Genomic DNA, 21,460 nt, shown 5'->3' on the forward strand with positions numbered 1-21,460 from the left:
ACTGCAATATTTGAGCATGCATCACAGATTAAATGAGCGCATATGAGCACAATAGGCTCGCTTACGAATCAGCGGACTCACATGATTCGTTGGAATGGTCAGGGCATCCTCAACCGCCCATAACAACAATAAGGAAGCAGAACATGCTTAGTCTCTTCAGGCCTGCGGCGCACATCGACAGGCTCCCGGCTGACAAGGTCGACCCCTTCTACAAACGCATGCGTTGGCAGGTGTTTTTCGGGATCTTCTTCGGTTACGCCGGCTACTACCTGGTACGGAAAAACTTCAGTCTGGCGATGCCCTATCTGATCGAGCAGGGCTTCTCCCGTGGTGATCTCGGTTTCGCGCTCTCCGGGGTCTCCATCGCTTACGGTTTGTCCAAGTTCCTGATGGGGAACGTCTCTGACCGCTCCAACGCCCGTTACTTCCTCTCCGCCGGTCTGCTGCTCTCGGCTGCCATCATGTTCATGATGGGTACCATGCACTGGGCCACCTCCAGTATTGCCATCATGTTTGTGCTGTTGTTCCTGAACGGTTGGGCACAGGGCATGGGCTGGCCGCCCTGCGGTCGCACCATGGTGCACTGGTGGTCACAGAAAGAGCGCGGCGAAGTGGTTGCGGTCTGGAACGTGGCACACAACGTGGGTGGTGGCATGATTGGCCCGCTGTTTATCCTCGGGATGGGCTGGTTCAACGACTGGCGCAGCGCTTTCTATGTGCCTGCTGCAGCGGCGGCTGCCATCGCAGTGATCGCCTTCTTCGTGATGCGTGATACCCCGCAATCGGTCGGTCTGCCTCCCATCGAGGAGTACAAGAACGACTATCCGAAGGATTACAACGAGAGCCACGAGCAGGAGTTCTCCGCCAAGGAGATCTTCGTCAAGTACGTGCTGCGCAACAAACTGCTGTGGTACATCGCGATTGCCAACGCCTTCGTTTACCTCATTCGTTACGGTGTGCTGGACTGGGCGCCAACCTACCTGAAAGAGGCCAAGCACTTCACCGTCGACAACTCCTCCTGGGCTTACTTCCTCTACGAGTGGGCCGGTATTCCGGGCACCCTGCTGTGTGGCTGGATCTCTGACAAGATGTTCCAGGGCCGCCGTGCCCCGGCAGGTATCCTGTTCATGGTGCTGGTGACCCTGGCTGTGCTGGTTTACTGGTTCAACCCGGCCGGCAACCCGACCATCGACATGATGGCGCTGGTGGCTATCGGCTTCCTGATCTACGGCCCTGTCATGCTGATCGGCCTCTATGCCCTTGAGCTGGCACCGAAGAAAGCAGCCGGTACTGCGGCAGGTTTCACCGGTCTGTTCGGTTATCTGGGCGGCGCCGTGGCAGCCAACGCCATGCTGGGTTATACCGTTGACCACTTCGGTTGGGACGGCGGCTTCATGGTGCTGACCGTCTCCTGCGTGCTCTCCATCATCCTGCTGGCGATGACCCTCAAGCACGAGAACATTGCTGTTGCGGCCAAAAAAGCGGCTGCCCATAAGGCATAAAACGTGATCCTCAGCTTATTGATCCCAAAGGGGATCAGGTAAACTGCCAAAAGGCCCCGCATCTGCCGGGGCCTTTTTTTGTCTCATCATCGGAGTGCAAGCGTGAAGCAAACCCAACGACATCTGGAGATCCTGGACGTCCTGACGCGGCAGGGATTTGTCTCGACCGACGATCTGGTGACCCACTTTGACGTCAGCCCCCAGACCATTCGCCGGGATCTGAACGATCTCGCCGAACAGAACAAGATCCGGCGCCATCATGGCGGTGCCTCCCTGCATTCGAGTACCGTCAATACCGCCTACAGCGCCCGTAAAGTGATGCAACTTAAGGAGAAAGAGCGCATCGCCCGCGAGGTAGCGGCCAATATTCCCGACGGCTCATCGCTCTTTATCGACATAGGCACCACCACCGAGGCGATCGCCCGCGCCCTGCTCGATCACCGCGAGCTGCGCATCGTCACCAACAACCTCAACGTGGCCAGCATTTTGACGGCCAAGGATGACTTCACCGTCATCATTGCCGGCGGCGAGATCCGTAACCGCGATGGCGGCATCGTGGGGGAGGCGACCCGCGACTTTATCGGCCAGTTTCGCATGGACTATGGCGTCATCGGGATTTCGGGGATCGACAACGACGGCTCCCTGCTCGATTTCGACTATCACGAGGTGAAGATCGCCCAGGCCATCATCGCCCACTCCCGTCAGGTGTTCCTGGCCGCCGACCACACCAAGTTCGGTCGCAATGCCATGGTCAATCTGGGCAATCTCAGCCAGATCCACGCCCTCTTTACCGATCAGGAGCCACCGGAAAAGCTGGCGCGATTGATGGCGCAACACCAGATCGCCTGCCACATCTGCTGACGGCGAAACACGCCAAGGCTGTGCCGGTCGCCCGTCAGGGCGGCCTCCTTTCTTTTTTGTCTCCCATTCCTGCACTCATCTCACCCCTTTATGGGTATTGCCAAAACCACTATTCAATCTGGTTTTTTTGGCTATTAACCCGCCGATGTTGGCCCGACGCCATTTGCTCCGCTGACCTGTCCCCTTTGCCACCTCTGGCGGGCTGTGGCGATCACACTTTCATCATAAAATGTTCGTTTGTTGTATTTTCATGTTCTAAAATGAGCGAAATCAAACATTGCTGTTATAGCAATCATAAAAATGAAAGTAGGTGAACATGAGCGAACATTATGATCTGGTCGTCGTCGGTGGCGGCATCAACGGGGTCGGCATCGCAGCCGATGCGGCAGGACGGGGTCTGAAGGTTGCCCTGTTTGAGGCGCAAGATCTCGCCTCTGCCACCTCGTCCAACTCCAGCAAGCTGATCCACGGCGGTTTGCGCTATCTCGAGCATTACGAATTCCGGCTGGTGAAAGAGGCATTGGCGGAGCGGGAGGTGCTGCTCGGTATGGCACCTCACATCGCCCGTCCCATGCGTTTTCGCCTGCCGCACCGCCCGCACCTGCGTCCGGCCTGGATGATCCGCGCCGGTCTCTTCCTCTATGACAATCTGGCCAAGCGCGACAAGCTCAAGGGGAGCTGTGGTGTGCGCTTCCTCCCGCAAGATGGCTTGACCGCAGGGATCAATAAGGGGTTTGAATATTCGGACGCCTGGGTCGATGATGCCCGGCTGGTTGTGCTTAACGCCATGATGGCCCGTGACAAGGGGGCCGATGTGCAGACCCGCACCCGCTGCATCAAGGCGGTGCGCGGTTCCAAACACTGGACGCTCACTTTGGAGCGGGAAGGGGGCGAGCAGTTCACCGTCACCTGCCGTGGTCTGGTCAATGCGGCGGGCCCCTGGGTCAAGACCTTCTATGACGAGAGCCTGCACGAGAAATCCCCCCGCGGCATTCGCCTTATTAAAGGCAGCCACATGATAGTGCCGCGCATCCACGAGCGCGAAGAGGCCTATATCCTGCAAAACGAAGACAACCGCATTGTCTTCGTTATCCCTTATCAGCAGGACTACTCCCTTATCGGCACCACCGATGTGGAGCACCACGGCAGCCCTCGGGAAGCGAAGATCAGCGAGGCCGAGATCACCTACCTGTGCAAGGTGGTCAACGCCCACTTCACTCGCCAAATTGCGCCGCAAGATGTGATCTGGACCTATGCCGGGGTGCGTCCGCTCTGTGACGACGAGTCAGACTCGCCGCAGGCGGTGACCCGCGACTACACCCTCGAACTTTCTGGCGAGTCTGACGGCGCGCCGCTGCTCTCGGTATTTGGTGGCAAGCTCACCACCTATCGCAAGCTGGCACAGGCCGCCTGCAACAAGCTCAAGCCCTGGTTTAGCCAGATGGGGGATGACTGGACTGCGACCAGCCGGCTGCCCGGCGGCGAGTTTGACTGCTCGGTACGCGAGCTGGCCCGCGCCTTTGCGCTGGAGTTTGACTGGCTCGATGATCGCAGCGCCCTGCGCATTGCCGAAGCTTATGGCGCCCATGCCCGTCTCTGGCTGAAAGAGGATCGCGGCATTCACTTCGGTGGTGGCCTCTACGAGTCGGAAGTGCGTTATCTCATCGAGCGGGAGTGGGCCTGTTCACTGGACGATATCCTCTGGCGCCGCAGCAAGCTGGGGCTGCGCCTGAACGATTCAGAGCAGCAGATGCTGCAGATCTGGCTTGACCAATACCATCAGGCTCTGCGCAAGGCGAGCTGATGAGTGACGGTGGGCAGTGCGCGGCTGCCCACCGCTTTCCACCGTAAATGTGCAACAAACCTCTGATAGAACAATTACCTACACACAATAATAAAGAGCATCACATATGAAAAAACTCGCCGTTTCCCTCATCGCCTTGAGCCTTGGGGCATCCCTCTCATTACCCGTGTTGGCTGCCGATGAAGGCAAGGTGGTGATCGCCCACCGTGGCGCTTCCGGCTACCTGCCCGAGCATACCCTGGAGTCCAAGGCGCTGGCCTATGGCATGGGGGCCGATTATCTGGAGCAGGATCTGGTGATGACCAAGGATGACCAGCTGGTGGTGATGCACGATCACTTCCTCGATGGCATCACCGATGTGGCTGCGCGCTTCCCTGGCCGTGCCCGTCCGGACGGTCGTTACTATGTGGTGGATTTCACCCTGGACGAGGTGCGTTCCCTGCGTATGACCGAGCCGTTCCAGCTGGTGGATGGCAAGCAGGTGCCGGTCTATCCGGCCCGTTTCCCGCTCTGGAAGTCAGACTTCAAGATCCACACCTTCCAGGAGGAGATCGAGATGATCCAGGGGCTCAACAAGAGCACCGGCAAGAACATCGGCATCTACCCGGAAATCAAGGCGCCCTGGTTGTTCCGTCACGAAGGCAAGGATATCTCCAAGGCGGTGCTGAAGGTGCTCAAGGAGTACGGCTACACCGGGAAGGATGACAAGGTCTATCTGCAGTGCTTCGATGCCGATGAACTCAAGCGCATCAACAGCGAACTGATGCCCGCCATGGGTATGGATCTGAAACTGGTGCAGCTGATGGCCGAGACCGACTGGAACGAGACCATGGTCTACGATGCCAAGGGCAAGGCGACCCCCTACAACTATGACTGGATGTTCAAGCCGGGGGCGATGAAAACCATCGCCAGCTATGCCGAAGGGATTGGCCCTTGGAAGCCGATGATCGTCACCGAGCCGGGCATTTTGGGCAAACCGGTCTTCACCGGCATGGTAAAAGAAGCCCACGCGGCGGGCCTGAAAGTTCACCCCTATACCTTCCGTCAGGATGAGGGGCAGATCCCGGCCTATGCCAAGGACTTCACCGATCTCCTTAACATCTTCCTCTATCAGGCCGATGTGGATGGGGTGTTCAGTGACTTCCCCGACAAGGCGGTGGCCGTCATCAAGGCCCATCAAGAGGCGGCCAAATAGCACACTGGCGCCATTTGAATGCAACGCGAGGCCAATTGGCCTCGCTTTTTGTTTCAGGTTCCCGTAACGGGAGTGTGCGCCCTGTCAGAAAATAGCCAGATCACGTCATGGTGTGCCGGATCTGCATCATTTTACGCAGTTTTTACGTAGCAGATCGCTGGCATGAAATCGGCAGAGCGGTTAGTCTAGCGGCGTTGAACCAACCCCCATGAGGTACAGATGAAAACCGTATTGCGTTTTAGCCTGCTGGGCGCCTTGTTGCTGGGTGGCCATGCCTTCGCCGCCGAGCCGAAAAAATTTGATATCAGCATGTTCCCAGCCGCTGACGTGAATCAGGAACGTGTGGTGATCCGCCTGCCTGAAGTCGAAAAAGAAGCCGACATGATGGTCGAGCTGCAGGTCGGCAAAAAGATGATGGTTGATTGCAACGTACCGCGTTTTGCAGGCAACCTGGAACAGCACAGCGTCAAAGGCTGGGGCTACAACTACCTGAAACTGGGCAAGGTCTCCGACCCCATCAGCACCCTGATGATGTGCCCCGATAACCAGCAGAAAGAGACCTTCGTCCAGATCTACGGTCAGGGCTTCTTCGTGAACTACAACTCAAAACTGCCGTTCGTGATCTACGTGCCGCAGGAGTATGAAGTGCGCTACCGTCTGTGGCGTGCCGACAACCTGGCCCAACCGGCCATGATTGAGTAAGCATGTTTGAACCAAAGGTTCAGCTGGTTCACCTGATGTGATAAATAAAGCGCCGTATGGCGCTTTATTTTTGCCTGCACAGTCCAAAAAGTGACGTGCAAATTGGCTGCACGTTTACATAAGTTTATTATTTATCAACGTTTTTTGTGTGTTATGCCACAAAATCGGCGTCAGCGATGGGGCAAAGTGACTTCGATAAAAGATATTTATTAACATAGTGAGAAAATTGATTTTGCACTCGGCGATGGCCTGATGATACTTGCCCGCAAAGGTCAAACTAACCAGAAAAAAGAGCACTATGAGCTTCGAATCAGACAAGCGTTTCAACGACTTCAAACATTTTCCCCGTGGCCTGCGTCGCAGTGGCGAATTCACTGTGGCCGAAGCGGACAGTCTGGAAAAGTATGGTACCGCCATGCTGGCACTCTACCAGGGCAACCTGGCACCCCGTGACGATGTCGAGTCCGCCTTCGTCGAACAGGTCAAATCCGGCGAAGCCGGTGCCAACCCCCATGCCAAGGTGTGGTTCAAGTACCTCAAGGTGATCGGTCCCAAGCGCGTTCATCGCCTCTGCACCGTCGTTGGCGGCGCCAGCGAAGAGAGCAGCGGTGGCGGCAGCTTTGATGTCGGTGGTGGCAGCGGCGGTGGCAGTGACGAGTCCATCGATTAATGGATACCGAGCTGCTTCGGACCTTTATCGAGGTGAGCAAGACCCGGCATTTTGGCCGGGCTGCTGAAAATCTCTACCTGACCCAGTCGGCGGTGAGTTTCCGGATCCGCCAGCTAGAGCAGCAACTGGGTGTCAGTCTGTTTGCCCGTCATCGCAACAACATCCGCCTGACAGCCTCCGGTGAGCGTCTGCTGCCCTACGCAGACGCCATCTTGCACACCCTTGGCCGTGCCAAGCAGGATGTGGCGCTCTCACCGGGATTCAGCCAGCAGTTGGCTATCGGCGCGCCCGCGGTGTTCTGGGAGCTCGATTTCAACGACTGGCTCAATCACATCTATGCACTGGCGCCCGGTTTGGCGGTGCGGCTGGAAACAGCCTCCCGCGAGCATCTCTGCCGCCAGTTGCTGGAGCGCTCGCTCGATCTGGCCCTGCTCTCCGAGCCCACCAAGATCGACGAGATTGCCCTGCATCCCATCGGTGAGCTGGTGTTCGAGCTGGTGAGCCGGGATCCGGCCGCCAATGCCGACAACCTGATGCAGATGCCGCACATCCACCTCGACTGGGGCACCAGCTTCGAGCCGCAATCCAGCCGGTTGCAGAGCCTGCAAAAGACCCCGGTGCTGCACTCCAGCTCCGCCAGCATGGCGTTGCAGTTCGTGCTGGCCAACGGTGGTGCTGCCTACCTGCCACGGCGGATGGTCAGCCCCTTCCTCGAGAAGGGGGCGCTCCATCTGGTGGAGGGGGGCCAGCCGCTGAGCCGTCCGCTCTATCTCGCCTATCTGGAGAAATCCGATCGCCGGGATCTGATCGATCAGCTGTTGACCCTGCCACTGGGTTGGCACGACGCCGAGCTGCGCCTCAACGTCGAATAAGCGTCGAGTGTTATCCAAGGAAGAGCCCACCCCACGGTGGGCTCTTCTGTTTGGGGAAAATTGCAGGGAGCGAGGTCACGTAATTGGCGCGGGAGGCTTGGCGTCATCGGCCTGTAACGGTACCTTTTCAGGCTGTTTATCCGATTGAGCACTGACAGGGATGGATTGTAATTGATCGACTTTAGTCACCCCGAATGGCGGGCGCTGGCGCAGCAGTTGCTGAGCCACTCACCTGTGGTGATCCGTGGCCGCCAGTGGCAACCGCTGGTGGGCCTGCTCAAGGATAACCAGCTGCTGCTCGCCCATGGCAGCCACAGCTATGAGCTCACCCCGGCCGGGCGGCGCTATCTCACCCGCGAGCTGATGCTGGCCGAGATCGCCACCGCTCCTCCCGAGCCCGAGGAGTGGTTGCATGCTCAGGGCTGGCAATTGGGGGAGCAGGTCAACGAACGGGTGCTGGCGGCGCTCTATCGCAAGAGCGAGGTGAACTTCACCCCCAACGAACAGATCGATTTCGAGGACAAGGGGATCCGGCTCTGTGCCGATCAGCTGTTGCGCTTGCGCGCCGCCCAGCCGTTCAGCCTCTTTTTTAGCGGCGGCACCCTGATCGACGCAGCCCCCTGGTTGCAGGCGCTGGGGGAGGTGGCCCTACCCGAGCGCACCCTGGCGGGTCTTGGCAAGATCCTGTGGGGGGAGGGGAGTATCGAGCGGGTGATCACCACAGATAGCGTCGGCGCCTTTGCCGAAATGCCCCTTGATGCTGGCACCTTGCTGGTGTGGGCTCCCCCATCGGCTCCTCTAGCTTTGCTGCAGGTGGTGGCCGCCTTGCCCCCCAATGTGCTGTGGAGTCATCTCACCGCCCTCGACCCTGCAGGGGTGGATCGGCTGCAGGCGCTTGCCCAGCGCTTGGGTCGTCCGGCCAGCTGGTGGTTGCCCCGTGATCTGGCCCCCATTCTCAGTGCGTATGCCCAACCTTTGACTGAGGCTAGGCCGTGGGAGCCGAGCCGGATCCCCAAGCCATTGTTAGCAGTTTGTAGCGGTTTGGTTGAGTCCAATGGTGGCTTGTCGGCCGAGGTATGTGCGCTGGCGCCAGCGTGGCATGCCGTTGGTTGAAATTGGCCTGAAAGCGAGCCAAAAAGCGGTTTTCCCCCATTGAACGCGGTGATATAAAGAGTTGACGAAGCGCTCGCCAGATGAGCGCTTTTGTTTATCAAGCCGCTTTGCCACCCAACGAACTCAACGGAATACAGGGAATACCATGTTTGAAAAGGTTGTTGCCGCCCCAGCGGATCCGATCCTGGGCCTGACCGAAGCCTTCCGCGCTGACTCTCGCAGCCACAAGATCAATCTGGGCGTAGGGATCTACAAGGACGAGTCCGGTGCCACCCCCATTCTTCACTGCGTCAAGAAAGCCGAGCAGAAGCTGCTGACCGACGAGAAGACCAAGAACTATCTCGGTATTGAAGGCAATATCGAATATGGCCGCATCGTGCAGCAACTGCTGTTCGGGCAGCACTCTGCGCTGGTTGCCAGTGGCCGCGCCAAGACCGCGCAAGCGCCGGGCGGTACCGGTGCCCTGCGTATCGCGGCCGAATTCGTGGTGCGCAACGGTCTGGCCAAGACCATCTGGATCTCCGATCCCACTTGGGCCAACCACGTCAGCGTATTCCAGGCCGCCGGTCTGACCGTCAAGTGGTACAAGTACTACGACGCCGCCACCAAGGGGCTCGACTTTGCCGCCATGCAGGCTTCGCTGGCCGAAGTGCGGCCGGGTGAGCTGGTGCTGCTGCACGGCTGCTGCCACAACCCGACCGGTATCGACCCCACTAGCGATCAGTGGCGCGCTCTGGCCAAGCAGAGTGCTGCCGCCGGCTGGTTGCCGCTGTTTGACTTTGCCTATCAGGGTTTTGCCCGTGGTATCGAAGAGGATGCCGAAGGCCTGCGTATCTTCGCCGAGTGCCATGACGAGCTGCTGGTGGCGAGCTCTTTCTCCAAGAACTTCGGCCTCTACAACGAGCGGGTCGGCGCCTTCACGCTGGTCAGCGCGACCAAAGAGATCGCCGATGTGGCCTTCACTCAGGTCAAGACAGTCATTCGTGCCAACTACTCCAACCCGCCGTCACACGGCGCCGCTGTGGTCACCGCCGTGGTGAGCGATCCGGCTCTCTATGCCGAGTGGGTCGAAGAAGTGGCTGCCATGCGGGTGCGCATTCGCGAGATGCGCGAATTGCTGGTAGAGAAGCTGGCTGCCCTCGGCGTGAGCCAGGATTTCAGCTTTATCCGCGAGCAGAACGGCATGTTCTCCTTCTCCGGTCTCACCAAGGATCAGGTGGAGCGCCTCAAGAGCGAATTTGCCATCTACATCGTCGGCTCAGGCCGGATCAGCGTGGCCGGTATTACCCGCGCCAATATCGATCCCCTGTGCGAGGCGATCGCCAAGGTGCTGTAATCGCATCACCTTGCGCTCTGGCACTATGCCATGAAAAAGCCCGTCACCTTGGTGACGGGCTTTTTTGATCGCCAACGGCTGATCGTCAAACGATAGGAAGGGGGACTCACTGTTGGCGGGCACCTTGCCACAGCTTGCGCAGTTGTAACAGCAGCGCGGTCAGGACGCCGCCGCTCAGGGCGGTGAGTACCGCCAGCAGCAGGCTGCCGAGCAGGAAGGGGGGCACCAGGGTGGCCGCCTCCTGCTCCAGCCAGTGGAGGGTCCAGCTGAGGTGGAAAGGCTCCGGCGTCTTGTGCAGCACCAGACAGCCGGTGCGATAGGCGTAGAGATACATGAATGGCAGGGTCAGCGGATTGTTGAACCAGACCGCCAGCAGTGCCAGCGGCAGGTTGAGGCTGAATGCCAGCGCCAGACCGACTGCGATAAGCGAGTGCATCGGGATGGGGAACCAGCAGGCGAAGATCCCGGCCGCCACCGCGCCGCTCAGGGCGCGAGTGCCCCCTTGCCAGAGGGCTGGGGCAAGCAGTCGCTCACCAAACAGGGCAAACCACTTCTGTTGGCGCAGGGTATCGGGATCTAGCTTGAAGCGGGCAAACCAGCGACTCAGCATGGGCGTGCCATCTTGCGTTTTTGCCACTGGCGCACCGTGCTGATCCGCCAGAAGGTGCGGATCAGGGTGTAGCCGATAAGGGAACTGAGCAGGGCCAGGATCAGCGAGCCCAGCAACAGCGGCGGTGCCACTGTGCCCAGTACCGAGACCAGCCACTCCCAAGTGAATTCAATCTCTATCTGCTGCGCCGAATGTCCCAGCAACTGGCAACCCACCAGATAGGCGCCATAGAGCAGGGGCGGCATGGTAAAGGGGTTGGAGAGCCAGACCAGCGCCACCGAGAGCGGCAGATTGACCCGGCACAGGATGGCGCCACCGGCGGCCAACAGCATCTGGCAGGGGAGCGGCACCCAGGCCATGAAGAGGCCCACTGCAAATGCCCCGGCGGCCGAGCGGCGGTTGAGGTGCCAGAGGTTGGCATCGAGCAGCAGTTTGCCGAACAGCCGCAGGTGCTTGTGTTCTTTCAGGGTTTGCTGATCGGGCATCCAGCGTTTAATGAGTCGTTTGGGCATATTGAAACCTTGCTAAATACTTGCTCCATGGATCTGCGTCTGTTGTCGTTTGCCCTAGGGGCAAGCTCCTCACTGCTCTGGCCATGGTTACCTTCACTCGCATGGGGGGGCCTGTTGCTGTCCCTGCTGATCCCCCTTGCATATTGCCGTGCCTGGCTGTGGCTGTTTCTTCTGCTCGGCATCCTCTGGATGCAGGCCAATCTTGCCTATCGGCTGGCCTGGCTGGAGCGGTTGGGCGATCAGACGAGCCACATGATAACCGCAGAGCTGCAAAGTGCAGAGCCCGAGGGGGATAAATTTGTCCGGCTGCTGCTGCGGGTGAGCACCCTCGACGAGCAACCGGTGACACCTGAGCCCCTGATCCGGGTCAATGCCTATCAGGCATTGCCCGCCATGACGGTAGGTAGCCGGATCACCCTGGTGACCTCGTTGAAACCGGCTCACGGTCTGGCCAACGAGGCGGGGCTGGATGGGCGGCGTCTGCTGCTGGGCAAGGGGATCACTGCCACTGGCAATTTGCGGCGGGTGATCGACATTCAACAGGCACCAGCGGGGTGGCGTGAACGCTGGTTGGGGGCCGCGACCGAGAGTTGGCGTCCGCTTGACTATGCCCCCTTGCTGGCGGCGCTCACTTTTGGCGAGCAGAGCGGCATCACGGATGCCCAGTGGGAGCTGTTTCGCGGCAGCGGCCTGACCCATATCATCGCCATTTCAGGGCAACACATCGCGCTGGTGGCGGTGCTCGGGTGGTGGTTGGGCAGGTTGTTTGGTCTGCGCGGCGCCATCATCACCTCCCTGCTGTTTGCCGCCGTCTACAGCGCGTTGGCCGGGTTTGCGGTGGCGACCGAGCGGGCCCTGATCATGGTGCTGGTGTGGAGTGTGCTGCGCTGGAGCCGGCGAGAGTGGCCGGCCTGGCGCATCTGGCTGTGGGCCTTTGTTGTGCTTACCCTCTGGGATCCCTTCTCCCTCTATTCGGCCGGCTTCTGGCTCTCGTTTCTGGCGGTGGCCATCTTGCTGCTGGTGGGATATGTCTACGACAAGCCGGGGCTCTGGCAGATCCAGCTCTGGCTGCTGCTCGGTCTACTGCCGCTGCAGCTGGCGTTGTTCGAGGGGATAGCGCCCCTTGCCATGGTGATCAACCTGTTGGCGGTGCCGCTCTTTTGTATCGCTATCATTCCGCTGGCCCTGATCGGTGTGCTGCTTGCGCCGCTCTCCACCTCGCTCGCCTATGGTCTGTTCTGGCTGACGGATCTGGGGATCGGGTGGGTGCTGACGATCCTGAACTGGCTAGCCGATCAACTGCAACTGTGGTGGCCACTGCCCGGCTGGTGGCTGCCGCTTTGCACCCTGCTGTTGCTGCTCTGGTTCGCCGCGCAGTGGCGCCCGGCACGCTGGCTGTTGCTACCGGGTCTGTGTGCGCTGTTGTTGGCGCTCTGGCCAACACCTGCCCGCTGGCAACTGCGGGTGCTGGATGTGGGGCAGGGGCTGGCGGTGCTGATCAGCAAGGGGGAGCGTGCCATCCTCTATGACACCGGCGATCGTTATCCCGGAGGCTACAACATGGCGGACGCGGTGATCCTGCCCCAGCTGAGCCATCTGGGGATCCGGGTCATCGATCGCCTCATCATCAGTCACAAGGATCGGGACCATGCCGGCAATCGCAAGCGACTGTTCAGCGCCATGCCGGTGCGTCACGAGCTCTCCTCTTACCCCTTCAGTGAGGGAACAACGCTCTGCCAGCGTGGGCAACAGTGGCGCTGGCAGGGGCTCTCGTTTGCAGTGCTCTGGCCCGAGCGCCCCGGTGGCGGGCGCAATAACGATGGCTGCGTGGTGCGTATCAGCGATGGGCAGCGCAGCGTGCTGCTGAGCGCCGATATCGAGCGGCAGGCCGAGCAACGGCTGGTAGCGCTGGAGGGAGAGGGGTTGGCCAGCACCTTGCTGGTGAGCCCCCATCATGGCAGTCGCACCTCCTCCACGCCCCCGTTTGTTGCGGCGGTAGCGGCGCAGGAGGTGATCCACAGCGCCGGCTTTATGAATCAGTGGGGCTTTCCCCGTCCCGATGTAGTGGCCCGCTATCGGGATGCCCGCCAGTGGATCACCGGTCAGCAAGGGGCGATGCTGGTCGAACCCACCGCAACGGGCTTGAGCGTCACCGCCGAGCGAGATGTGGGGCCCTGGTACCGGCGCAGTGACGACTGGTGGCGACCGCGAGTGTGGTTTGAGCAATAATCCGCCATTTCTGCCGTGGAGGAATGCGATATAGGTGGCGGCGCTTGGTGTAAGCCTGCGCTTTGGCTAGAATAGCCCGTCATTTCCATTACTAACGGCTATTCATGCAACAAGAAACCTCACAAGAGAGCTGGCCAGTATTCAAACGCCTGCTCGGTTATGTCCGTGATCGCAAGCTGGGCCTGGTCGGTGGCATCATCGGGATGCTGGGCTACGCCGCCGTGGATACCACCTTTGTCTACTCCATCAAGCCGCTGATCGATCAGGGCATTAATGGCAACGACAGCACCGTTTTGAAATGGATGCCTTTCTTCGTCCTCGGCATCGTGGCCCTGCGCGGTGTCGCCAACTTTCTCTCCAACTACTGCATGGCCTGGGTTGGCAACCACGTCGTGATGCGTCTGCAACAGCAGGTGTTCAATCACATGGTGGCGATGCCGATGAGCTTCTTCGACCGTCAGAATACCGGTCATCTGCTCTCCAAGGTGACCTATGACGCCAGTCAGGTCTCCTCGGCGGCGAGCACCACGCTGGTGACCCTGGTGCGGGAAGGGGCGACCGTGGCCGGCCTGCTCGGCCTGATGTTCTGGCACTCCTGGCAGCTGTCGGTGATCTTTTTGGTGGTTGGCCCGCTGGTGGGGGTCATCATCGGCCTTATCAGCCGTCGTTTCCGCCAGATCAGCCGTCACATCCAGCAGGCGGTAGGGGATATCACCACCTCCACCGAGCAGATGCTCAAAGGGCACAAAGAGGTGCTGATGTTTGGTGGCCAGAAGGTGGAAGAGAAACGCTTCTTCCAAGTCAGCAACAACATGCGCCAGCAGACCATGAAGATGGTCGCCGCCGATGCCATCGGCAGTCCTGTGGTGCAGATGGTGGCATCCATCGCGCTGGCTGCCTTCCTCTACGTCGCGACCATCGACAGTGTCAAGTCAACCCTGACTGCCGGTACGTTTACCGTCATGATCACCTCCATGATGATGCTGCTCAAACCGCTGAAAAGCCTGACCGACGTCAACAACCAGTTCCAGCGCGCCATCACCGCCTGCCACAGTCTGTTTGGCCTGCTCGACACCGAGCCGGAGCAGGATACCGGCACCCGTACTCTGGAACGTGCCCGCGGCGAGATCGAGTTTCGCAACGTCACCTTCACCTACCCGACCAAGGACACCCCGGCGCTGCACAACGTCAGCTTCAAGGTGGAGGCGGGTAAATCGGTGGCGCTGGTGGGCCGTTCCGGCTCTGGCAAGAGTACCATTGCCAGCCTGCTGACCCGCTTCTACGACATCGATCAGGGCGAGATCCTGCTGGACGGCATCAACATCCGCGAATACAAGTTGAGCGAGCTGCGCAAGCAGTACGCGCTGGTCTCCCAGCATGTTCACCTGTTCAACGACTCGGTGGCCAACAACATCGCCTACGCGGCGGAAGACAAATACAGCCGCGACCAGATCGTGCAGGCAGCCCGTATCGCTCACGCCGACGAGTTTGTCAGCAAGATGAGCAACGGGTATGACACTGTGGTTGGCGAAAACGGTGCATCCCTTTCCGGCGGTCAGCGCCAGCGTGTTGCCATTGCCCGCGCCCTGCTGCGCGATGCGCCGGTTCTGCTGCTGGATGAGGCCACCTCGGCCCTCGATACCGAATCCGAGCGCCACATTCAGGCGGCTATCGACGAGCTTTGCAAGGCCCGTACCTCGCTGGTGATCGCCCACCGTCTCTCTACCATCGAGAAGGCGGACGAGATACTGGTGATCGACGAAGGTCATATCGTCGAGCGCGGGAACCACGAAGCATTGATGGAGCAGCGCGGCACCTATGCCCAACTGCGTGCCATTCAGTTTGGCAATGCAGGAAACAAGGCCTGATGCTGGAACGGCTCTGGTATCGCAAAAGTGGCTGGCGCTGGTTGCTGGCCCCTTTTGCCCTGCTGTTTGCCATCATCAGCGGCACCCGCCGCTACGCCTATCGCCACGGCTGGCGCAAGGGGTATCGCTCCTCCTTGCCGGTGATCGTGGTGGGCAATATCTCGGTGGGCGGCAACGGCAAGACGCCGGTGGTGGTCTGGCTGGTGGAACAGTTGCAAGCCCGCGGCTATCGCCCCGGGGTGGTGAGCCGTGGTTATGGCGGCAAGGCGCCCCATTACCCCTATCGGCTGGATGAAACCAGCACCACGGCGCAAGCAGGTGATGAGCCGGTGCTGATTGCCCGGCGCTGCGGCTGCCCCGTGGTGGTTGCCCCAAAACGGGCCGACGCGGTACGACTGCTGGAGCAGAGCGGTGAAGTGGATATCATCATCACCGACGATGGTCTGCAGCACTATGCGTTGGCCCGCGACATCGAGCTGGTGGTGGTGGACGGAGCGCGCCGTTTCGGCAATGCCTGCCTGCTGCCGATGGGGCCGCTGCGCGAGCCGGTCACTCGTCTCAAACGGGTGGACGCCATCATCTGCAACGGCGGTGAACCGGGCAAGGGGGAGTACCCCATGCAACTGATCGCCGACACCCCGCGCCGGGTGCGCGACGATGCACCGCTTGCCGCCCCCTTGTCGGGGCCGGTCGATGCGTTGGCGGGGATCGGTCATCCGCCCCGCTTCTTTGCCACCCTGGAAGGGCTCGGCTACCAGCTGGAGCAGCAGGCCGCCTATGGCGATCATCACCCCTTCGATCGGGATGAGTTGGTTGGGCGCTTTGCCAGCAAGCCGCTGCTGATGACCGAGAAGGATGCGGTCAAGTGCCGCCCGTTTGCCCTCGATAACTGGTGGTATCTACCGGTCAGCGCCGAGTTGCCCGCCTCCCTGCTCGACACCCTGCTGCACAAGCTGGGGGCGAAGGCAAAGGGCGCGGCCAGGGCGCAAGATTAATCTCTCTCGCCTCGGCGGGGGAGCTGGGGGTTGATATGCCCCGTATGGAATAGCTGGTTGCTCGACATCCATCGCTGGCGTGATGAAGCCGCCAGCGCGACATCGTTGAAGGAGTATCGTTTTGGCTTTGGACATCAAGTTGCTCGACATCATCGCCTGCCCGGTCTGCAAGGGTAAGCTGCATTACAACAAAGCAGTTCATGAGTTGGTCTGCCGCTTCGACAAGCTGGCCTATCCGCTGGAAGAGGGGATCCCGGTACTACTGGAGAACCGTGCCCGTCCTCTCAACAGCGATGAGCTGCCGTCATGAGTTTCGTCGTCGTCATTCCTGCCCGCTATGCGTCAACTCGTCTGCCGGGCAAGCCGCTGGCGGATATCCATGGCAAGCCCATGGTGCAGCATGTGGTGGAGAAAGCTCTGCAATCAGGTGCCGATCGGGTGATCGTTGCCACCGATGACGAGCGGGTGCAGCAGGCACTGCTGAGCACCGGCGTCGAGGTGTGCATGACCTCACCGGATCACCAGTCCGGCACCGAGCGTCTGGCAGAGGTGTGCCGTCACTACGGCTTCGCCGCCGATACCATCATCGTCAATGTGCAGGGGGATGAGCCGCTCATTCCGCCCGCCATCATTCGTCAGGTGGCGGACAATCTGGCCGCCGCCACGGCGCCGATGGCGACCTTGTCGGTGCCGATCAAGGATGCTGAAGAGGCGTTCAATCCCAATGCGGTCAAGGTGGTGACTGACAAGGATGGCTATGCCCTCTACTTCAGTCGCGCCAGCATCCCGTGGGATCGGGATCGCTTTGCCAAGAGCCATGAGCAGATTGGTGACCACTACCAGCGTCATATCGGTATCTATGCCTATCGCGCCGGCTTTATCCAGCGTTACGTAGACTGGGCACCGAGCGTGCTGGAGCAGGTCGAGGCACTGGAGCAACTGCGGGTGCTCTGGTACGGGGAGAAGATCCACGTCGCCCAGGCCCTTGAAGCGCCGCCGGTCGGGGTGGATACTCAGGCCGATCTGGAGAAGGTGCGGGCCTTTTTGGCCAAGTGATGGCCACAGCACTAACGTCATGAAAAACGGTGTCGCAAGGCACCGTTTTTTGTTTTGAAAATTTATATAATTATTTGATTTTAAACGCTAAACATGGGTTTTCTCAAACTTTTGGCGTGCATGGTTTGCCAAAGCGACGAGTTTGGTTATGATGCAAGACGCCCTGTTAACCCTAACCGGGCGGCTAAAACGAGATAAAACGGGGTGTTTGGGTGATAAATGTATTCCTGGTCGATGATCATGAGCTGGTGCGTACAGGGATAAGACGCATTCTTGAAGATGTGCGCGGGATCAAGGTGGTGGGTGAGGCACAGAGCGGCGAGACCGCAGTTACGTTCTGTCGCCAACACCATCCGGACGTGATCCTGATGGACATGAACATGCCGGGTATTGGTGGTCTGGAAGCGACCCGCAAAATTCTGCGGATCCGCCCCGATGTGCGCATCATAGTGCTGACCATTCATTCAGAAAATCCGTTCCCCACCAAGGTGATGCAGGCAGGCGCCGCCGGTTACCTGACCAAGGGGGCTGCTCCCGACGAGATGATCCAGGCGATCCGGTTGGTGCACTCCGGTCAGCGCTACATCTCCCCGGAGATTGCCCAGCAGATGGCCCTCAGCCAATTTGCCTCCGCTGACGAGAATCCCTTCAAGTCCCTCTCCGAGCGCGAGCTGCAGATCATGATGATGATCACCAAGGGGCAGAAGGTGACCGATATCTCCGAGCAGCTCAACCTGAGCCCGAAGACGGTCAACAGCTACCGCTATCGTCTGTTCAGCAAGCTGGGGATCAACGGTGACGTGGAACTGACCCATCTGGCCATTCGCTATGGCATGCTGGATGCCGATACCCTCTAATCGGCTGGCGTGTGGTCACAAAGGCGGCGAGTGCCGCCTTTTTGCTTTTCTGCCCCTTTGCTTTTCGGGCGGCGAGGGCAGTATGCTCTGCCCGTCAATTTTTGCCTTTGTGTGAGCCGAGTAGCTGATGACCTTCTCTCCCGAACCTCTCTTCGACAGCAAGGCGTTTCTGAGCGCCGTCACCCATCAGAGTGGCGTCTACCGCATGTATGACAGCGGTGGCACCGTGATCTATGTGGGCAAGGCCAAGGATCTGAAAAAGCGGCTCGCCTCCTACTTTCGCACCAACGTCGACAGCATCAAGACCCGCACCCTGGTGCGCCAGATCGCCGATATTCAGGTCACCGTCACCCACACCGAGACCGAGGCGCTGATCCTCGAGCACAACCTTATCAAGCAGTACCAGCCCCGTTACAACGTGCTGCTGCGGGACGACAAATCCTACCCCTGGATCATCATCACCGCGCACCAGCATCCGCGCATCGGCGTCCATCGCGGCGCCCGCAAGGTGAAGGGGGAGTACTTCGGCCCATACCCCTCTGGCGGTGCGGTGCGCGAGAGTTTGCATCTGATGCAGAAGATTTTTCCGGTGCGCCAGTGCGAGGATGCGGTCTATGCCAACCGCACCCGTCCCTGTCTGCTCTATCAGCTCAAGCGTTGCGCTGGCCCTTGCGTACCCGGGTTGGTGAGCGAGGCCGAATATGCCCAGCAGGTGGAGCTTGCCAAACTGTTTCTGGCGGGCAAGAACCAGCAAGTGATTGGCGAGCTGGTGGGCAAGATGGAGTCTGCCAGCGGCGATCTGCGCTTTGAAGAGGCGGCCCGCTACCGGGATCAGATCCTGGCGCTGCGCCGGGTCACCGAACAGCAGTCGGTGAGCGGCAACGTACTGGACGAGCTGGATGTGGTGGGGGTCGCCTTCCAGCAAGGTGCTGCTTGCATCCACGTGCTCTTTATCCGTCAGGGCAAGGTGCTCGGCTCACGCAGCTACTTCCCGAAAGTGCCTGCTGATACCCAGCTTGATGAGGTGGTGCAATCCTTCCTGCTGCAGTTCTATCTGTCGGGGCAGGGGGGGCGGCAGATCCCGAGCGAGGTGCTGCTCGATGTGGCCCTTGAGGACGAGAGCGTCATCGCCGAGACTCTGAGCCAGACCGCAGGCTACAAGGTGCGGGTGGTGAGCCGTACCCGCGCCGAACGGGCTCGTTTTATCAAGCTCGCCTCCATCAACGCCGAGACGGCGCTGCGATCGCGGCTGGCTCACAAGAGCACCATTACTGCTCGCTACGATCAGCTGGAAGAGCTGCTGGAGCTGGATCGCCCAATCGCCCGCATGGAGTGTTTCGATATCTCCCACACCATGGGGGAGCGCACGGTGGCCTCTTGCGTGGTGTTCAACCGGGAGGGGCCGCTCTCATCGGAATATCGTCGTTTCAACATCGACGGCATCACCGGTGGTGATGACTACGCGGCAATGGAGCAGGCGCTGGAGCGCCGCTTTGGCAAGCAGCAGGAGCCGGACAAGGTGCCGGACGTGCTGTTTATCGACGGCGGCCTCGGCCAGTTGCGCCGCGCCGAAGAGATCCTGGCGCGCCAGCTGGAGTTTCTCGGCGGCAAATACCCGCTGCTGGTGGGGATTGCCAAGGGAGTCACCCGCAAGGCGGGGTTGGAAACGCTTATCATGGGGGAGAGCCACGAAGAGCTGCATTTGCCGGCAGATATGCCCGCTTTGCACCTTATTCAGCATATTCGCGATGAATCCCACCGTTTTGCCATTACCGGCCACCGTGCCAGACGGGCCAAGGCCCGCACCAGCAGCACGCTGGAGGATATTCCGGGGGTGGGGCCAAAGCGGCGGCAGGCGCTGCTCAAATATCTGGGCGGCCTGCAGGAGGTTAAAAAGGCGAGCGTGGATGAACTGGCCAAGGTACCCGGCATCAGTCAGGAGCTGGCCCAGACCATCCACGATGGCTTGCACAGCGCCTGAGCAGGGTTAGCAGCATGGCAAAATCGCTAACTCCTTGATGCACAAGAGCCGTGACGCGGGGGGGCCGTAAATGCCATAATGGCCCTCGCATTTTGAGAAGATTGATGGATTAAAAAGACCAAGACGGGCGCCAGTGCGGTTGCATCGCAAATCGGCTTTGGCGCACTATGTAGCGACGTACAAGAAGTGGCTGAAAATAATGACAAATATACCTAACCTGTTGACGTTTTTCCGGATTTTGCTCATTCCCGTCTTCGTCATCCTGTTCTATCTGCCTTATCAATGGTCCTATCTGGCTGCCGCCATCATCTTTATTCTGGCCGCTGCCACCGACTGGTTTGATGGCTATCTGGCTCGCAAGCTCAATCAGTCCACCGCCTTTGGCGCCTTCCTTGACCCGGTTGCCGACAAGATCATGGTTGCCGCCGCACTGGTGGTTATCGTCGAGCACTACAACACCATCTGGGTGACCATCCCCGCCATGACCATGATTGGCCGCGAGATCATCATCTCTGCTCTGCGTGAGTGGATGGCCGAGCTCGGCAAACGCTCCTCGGTGGCGGTCAGCTGGATTGGCAAGTGGAAGACCATGATCCAGATGGTGTCACTCACCGGTCTGATTTGGCAATATAACGTCTGGATGGTGTGGCTCGCCTATGTGATGCTCTATGTCGCTACCGTGCTCACCTTCTGGTCTATGTTCCAGTACATGAAGGCCGCCTGGGGCGATTTGACCCACCACGCCAACCTGTGAGTCACTTGCGCCGCAAGGTGAGGTTTCCGCTGATTTGAGGCAGGAAACGGCCAAAGGCGCTAAAACTGTTCAAAAAGGGCAAAAAATGCCCGAACGATCAGGTAATTAAATATTTCTGGTTGACTGGGCGAGGAACATCGCTAGAATGCGTCCTCGTAGTCAGGCAGTCAGCCAGACCAATGCGGGAATAGCTCAGTTGGTAGAGCACGACCTTGCCAAGGTCGGGGTCGCGAGTTCGAGTCTCGTTTCCCGCTCCAAATTCAGACAATAGAGAGTCAACTCTCTTTTGCATGGCGCGTTAGCAAAGCGGTTATGCAGCGGATTGCAAATCCGTTTAGTCCGGTTCGACTCCGGAACGTGCCTCCATATTGACAAGCCCGCGGCGCGAGCTTGATACCGATTACGGTGCCCGAGTGGTGAAATCGGTAGACACAAGGGATTTAAAATCCCTCGACGTTCGCGTCGTGCCGGTTCGATTCCGGCCTCGGGCACCATTAAAATCAAAGAGTTACGAAAGGCCACTAGAAATAGTGGCCATTTTTC

19 protein-coding genes and 3 tRNA genes are annotated in these 21,460 nt (G+C 59.5%); 20 read left to right on the forward strand and 2 right to left on the reverse strand.

Annotated features, from left to right (window positions below; genetic code table 11):
- Positions 1 to 143: 143 nt before the first annotated feature.
- The 9 genes from glpT to LRL22_RS01880 all read left to right on the forward strand — a co-directional run bounded on the left by glpT (position 144) and on the right by LRL22_RS01880 (position 10,055).
- Entirely contained in the window at positions 144 to 1,502 is a 1,359-nt protein-coding gene (gene glpT, locus LRL22_RS01840) for a glycerol-3-phosphate transporter (RefSeq protein WP_158113941.1), read from the forward strand.
- A 102-nt stretch (positions 1,503 to 1,604) separates the two neighbouring features.
- Complete coding sequence (locus tag LRL22_RS01845; RefSeq protein WP_005337538.1) at positions 1,605 to 2,363, forward strand: DeoR/GlpR family transcriptional regulator; 759 nt, start codon at positions 1,605 to 1,607, stop codon at positions 2,361 to 2,363.
- A 316-nt stretch (positions 2,364 to 2,679) separates the two neighbouring features.
- Positions 2,680 to 4,167 (forward strand): glycerol-3-phosphate dehydrogenase, encoded by a 1,488-nt coding sequence (glpD, locus tag LRL22_RS01850; protein ID WP_201946019.1) that lies wholly within the window; start codon positions 2,680 to 2,682, stop codon positions 4,165 to 4,167.
- A gap of 106 nt (positions 4,168 to 4,273) precedes the next feature.
- Positions 4,274 to 5,362: a glycerophosphodiester phosphodiesterase gene (gene glpQ / locus LRL22_RS01855; RefSeq protein WP_265061093.1), complete on the forward strand. Its 1,089-nt coding sequence runs from the start codon at positions 4,274 to 4,276 to the stop codon at positions 5,360 to 5,362.
- 219 nt (positions 5,363 to 5,581) lie between these two features.
- Entirely contained in the window at positions 5,582 to 6,064 is a 483-nt protein-coding gene (eco, locus tag LRL22_RS01860; RefSeq protein WP_005337529.1) for a serine protease inhibitor ecotin, read from the forward strand.
- A gap of 298 nt (positions 6,065 to 6,362) precedes the next feature.
- A complete protein-coding gene (locus tag LRL22_RS01865; protein ID WP_005350885.1) occupies positions 6,363 to 6,734 on the forward strand; it encodes a DUF413 domain-containing protein in 372 nt (123 codons plus the stop codon).
- Entirely contained in the window at positions 6,734 to 7,606 is an 873-nt protein-coding gene (hdfR, locus tag LRL22_RS01870) for an HTH-type transcriptional regulator HdfR (RefSeq protein WP_270904573.1), read from the forward strand. Before LRL22_RS01865 ends, hdfR begins: the two co-directional genes overlap by 1 nt.
- A gap of 171 nt (positions 7,607 to 7,777) precedes the next feature.
- Positions 7,778 to 8,719, forward strand: coding sequence for a hypothetical protein (locus LRL22_RS01875; protein WP_270904574.1), 942 nt, complete (start codon positions 7,778 to 7,780; stop codon positions 8,717 to 8,719).
- A gap of 145 nt (positions 8,720 to 8,864) precedes the next feature.
- Positions 8,865 to 10,055, forward strand: coding sequence for an amino acid aminotransferase (locus tag LRL22_RS01880; protein ID WP_270904575.1), 1,191 nt, complete (start codon positions 8,865 to 8,867; stop codon positions 10,053 to 10,055).
- Positions 10,056 to 10,161: 106 nt separating this feature from the next.
- On the opposite strand, the gene LRL22_RS01885 is transcribed toward LRL22_RS01880, so the two are convergent.
- Positions 10,162 to 10,665 (reverse strand): DUF2062 domain-containing protein, encoded by a 504-nt coding sequence (locus LRL22_RS01885; protein ID WP_107682359.1) that lies wholly within the window; start codon positions 10,663 to 10,665, stop codon positions 10,162 to 10,164.
- A complete protein-coding gene (locus tag LRL22_RS01890; RefSeq protein WP_005350890.1) occupies positions 10,659 to 11,177 on the reverse strand; it encodes a DUF2062 domain-containing protein in 519 nt (172 codons plus the stop codon). The genes LRL22_RS01885 and LRL22_RS01890 overlap by 7 nt, the downstream gene beginning before the upstream one ends.
- Before the next feature lie 27 nt (positions 11,178 to 11,204).
- On the opposite strand from LRL22_RS01890, the gene LRL22_RS01895 reads away from it, so the two are divergent.
- From LRL22_RS01895 to LRL22_RS01945, 11 genes are all read left to right on the forward strand, one after another.
- Positions 11,205 to 13,406, forward strand: a complete 2,202-nt coding sequence (locus LRL22_RS01895; protein ID WP_270904576.1) for a DNA internalization-related competence protein ComEC/Rec2 — start codon at positions 11,205 to 11,207, stop codon at positions 13,404 to 13,406.
- Positions 13,407 to 13,510: 104 nt separating this feature from the next.
- A complete protein-coding gene (msbA, locus tag LRL22_RS01900; RefSeq protein ID WP_270904577.1) occupies positions 13,511 to 15,274 on the forward strand; it encodes a lipid A ABC transporter ATP-binding protein/permease MsbA in 1,764 nt (587 codons plus the stop codon).
- Positions 15,274 to 16,269, forward strand: a complete 996-nt coding sequence (gene lpxK / locus LRL22_RS01905; protein ID WP_270904578.1) for a tetraacyldisaccharide 4'-kinase — start codon at positions 15,274 to 15,276, stop codon at positions 16,267 to 16,269. The genes msbA and lpxK overlap by 1 nt, the downstream gene beginning before the upstream one ends.
- Positions 16,270 to 16,390: 121 nt before the next feature.
- On the forward strand, positions 16,391 to 16,579 hold the full coding sequence (locus LRL22_RS01910; protein ID WP_005347033.1) for a Trm112 family protein: 189 nt from the start codon (positions 16,391 to 16,393) through the stop codon (positions 16,577 to 16,579).
- Complete coding sequence (kdsB, locus tag LRL22_RS01915) at positions 16,576 to 17,325, forward strand: 3-deoxy-manno-octulosonate cytidylyltransferase (protein ID WP_201906360.1); 750 nt, start codon at positions 16,576 to 16,578, stop codon at positions 17,323 to 17,325. The genes LRL22_RS01910 and kdsB overlap by 4 nt, the downstream gene beginning before the upstream one ends.
- Positions 17,326 to 17,537: 212 nt before the next feature.
- Positions 17,538 to 18,182 carry a UvrY/SirA/GacA family response regulator transcription factor gene (uvrY, locus tag LRL22_RS01920; protein ID WP_005337448.1) on the forward strand — a complete coding sequence of 215 codons (645 nt, stop codon included), beginning with the start codon at positions 17,538 to 17,540 and terminating at the stop codon, positions 18,180 to 18,182.
- Positions 18,183 to 18,309: 127 nt separating this feature from the next.
- Positions 18,310 to 20,163, forward strand: coding sequence for an excinuclease ABC subunit UvrC (gene uvrC / locus LRL22_RS01925; RefSeq protein WP_270904579.1), 1,854 nt, complete (start codon positions 18,310 to 18,312; stop codon positions 20,161 to 20,163).
- A gap of 199 nt (positions 20,164 to 20,362) precedes the next feature.
- A complete protein-coding gene (gene pgsA / locus LRL22_RS01930) occupies positions 20,363 to 20,917 on the forward strand; it encodes a CDP-diacylglycerol--glycerol-3-phosphate 3-phosphatidyltransferase (RefSeq protein WP_031227442.1) in 555 nt (184 codons plus the stop codon).
- Positions 20,918 to 21,098: 181 nt separating this feature from the next.
- Positions 21,099 to 21,174: transfer RNA gene (locus LRL22_RS01935), tRNA-Gly, on the forward strand.
- A 35-nt stretch (positions 21,175 to 21,209) separates the two neighbouring features.
- Positions 21,210 to 21,283, forward strand: a tRNA-Cys gene (locus tag LRL22_RS01940).
- Positions 21,284 to 21,324: 41 nt separating this feature from the next.
- Positions 21,325 to 21,411 (forward strand) — tRNA-Leu (locus LRL22_RS01945).
- Positions 21,412 to 21,460: the final 49 nt, after the last annotated feature.

The sequence above is a fragment of the Aeromonas sp. PI_26 genome (genome assembly GCF_027854445.1).
GTDB classification, from domain to species: domain Bacteria; phylum Pseudomonadota; class Gammaproteobacteria; order Enterobacterales; family Aeromonadaceae; genus Aeromonas; species Aeromonas veronii.

Excerpts from the sequence above, each read along its gene's own strand:
- glpT (WP_158113941.1), top strand. The coding sequence starts at position 144 with ATGCTTAGTCTCTTCAGGCCTGCGGCGCACATCGACAGGCTCCCGGCT.
- glpD (WP_201946019.1), top strand. The coding sequence starts at position 2,680 with ATGAGCGAACATTATGATCTGGTCGTCGTCGGTGGCGGCATCAACGGG.
- glpQ (WP_265061093.1), top strand. The coding sequence starts at position 4,274 with ATGAAAAAACTCGCCGTTTCCCTCATCGCCTTGAGCCTTGGGGCATCC.
- eco (WP_005337529.1), top strand. The coding sequence starts at position 5,582 with ATGAAAACCGTATTGCGTTTTAGCCTGCTGGGCGCCTTGTTGCTGGGT.
- LRL22_RS01865 (WP_005350885.1), top strand. The coding sequence starts at position 6,363 with ATGAGCTTCGAATCAGACAAGCGTTTCAACGACTTCAAACATTTTCCC.
- hdfR (WP_270904573.1), top strand. The coding sequence starts at position 6,734 with ATGGATACCGAGCTGCTTCGGACCTTTATCGAGGTGAGCAAGACCCGG.
- LRL22_RS01880 (WP_270904575.1), top strand. The coding sequence starts at position 8,865 with ATGTTTGAAAAGGTTGTTGCCGCCCCAGCGGATCCGATCCTGGGCCTG.
- LRL22_RS01885 (WP_107682359.1), bottom strand. The coding sequence starts at position 10,665 with ATGCTGAGTCGCTGGTTTGCCCGCTTCAAGCTAGATCCCGATACCCTG.
- LRL22_RS01890 (WP_005350890.1), bottom strand. The coding sequence starts at position 11,177 with ATGCCCAAACGACTCATTAAACGCTGGATGCCCGATCAGCAAACCCTG.
- LRL22_RS01895 (WP_270904576.1), top strand. The coding sequence starts at position 11,205 with ATGGATCTGCGTCTGTTGTCGTTTGCCCTAGGGGCAAGCTCCTCACTG.
- msbA (WP_270904577.1), top strand. The coding sequence starts at position 13,511 with ATGCAACAAGAAACCTCACAAGAGAGCTGGCCAGTATTCAAACGCCTG.
- lpxK (WP_270904578.1), top strand. The coding sequence starts at position 15,274 with ATGCTGGAACGGCTCTGGTATCGCAAAAGTGGCTGGCGCTGGTTGCTG.
- kdsB (WP_201906360.1), top strand. The coding sequence starts at position 16,576 with ATGAGTTTCGTCGTCGTCATTCCTGCCCGCTATGCGTCAACTCGTCTG.
- uvrC (WP_270904579.1), top strand. The coding sequence starts at position 18,310 with ATGACCTTCTCTCCCGAACCTCTCTTCGACAGCAAGGCGTTTCTGAGC.
- pgsA (WP_031227442.1), top strand. The coding sequence starts at position 20,363 with ATGACAAATATACCTAACCTGTTGACGTTTTTCCGGATTTTGCTCATT.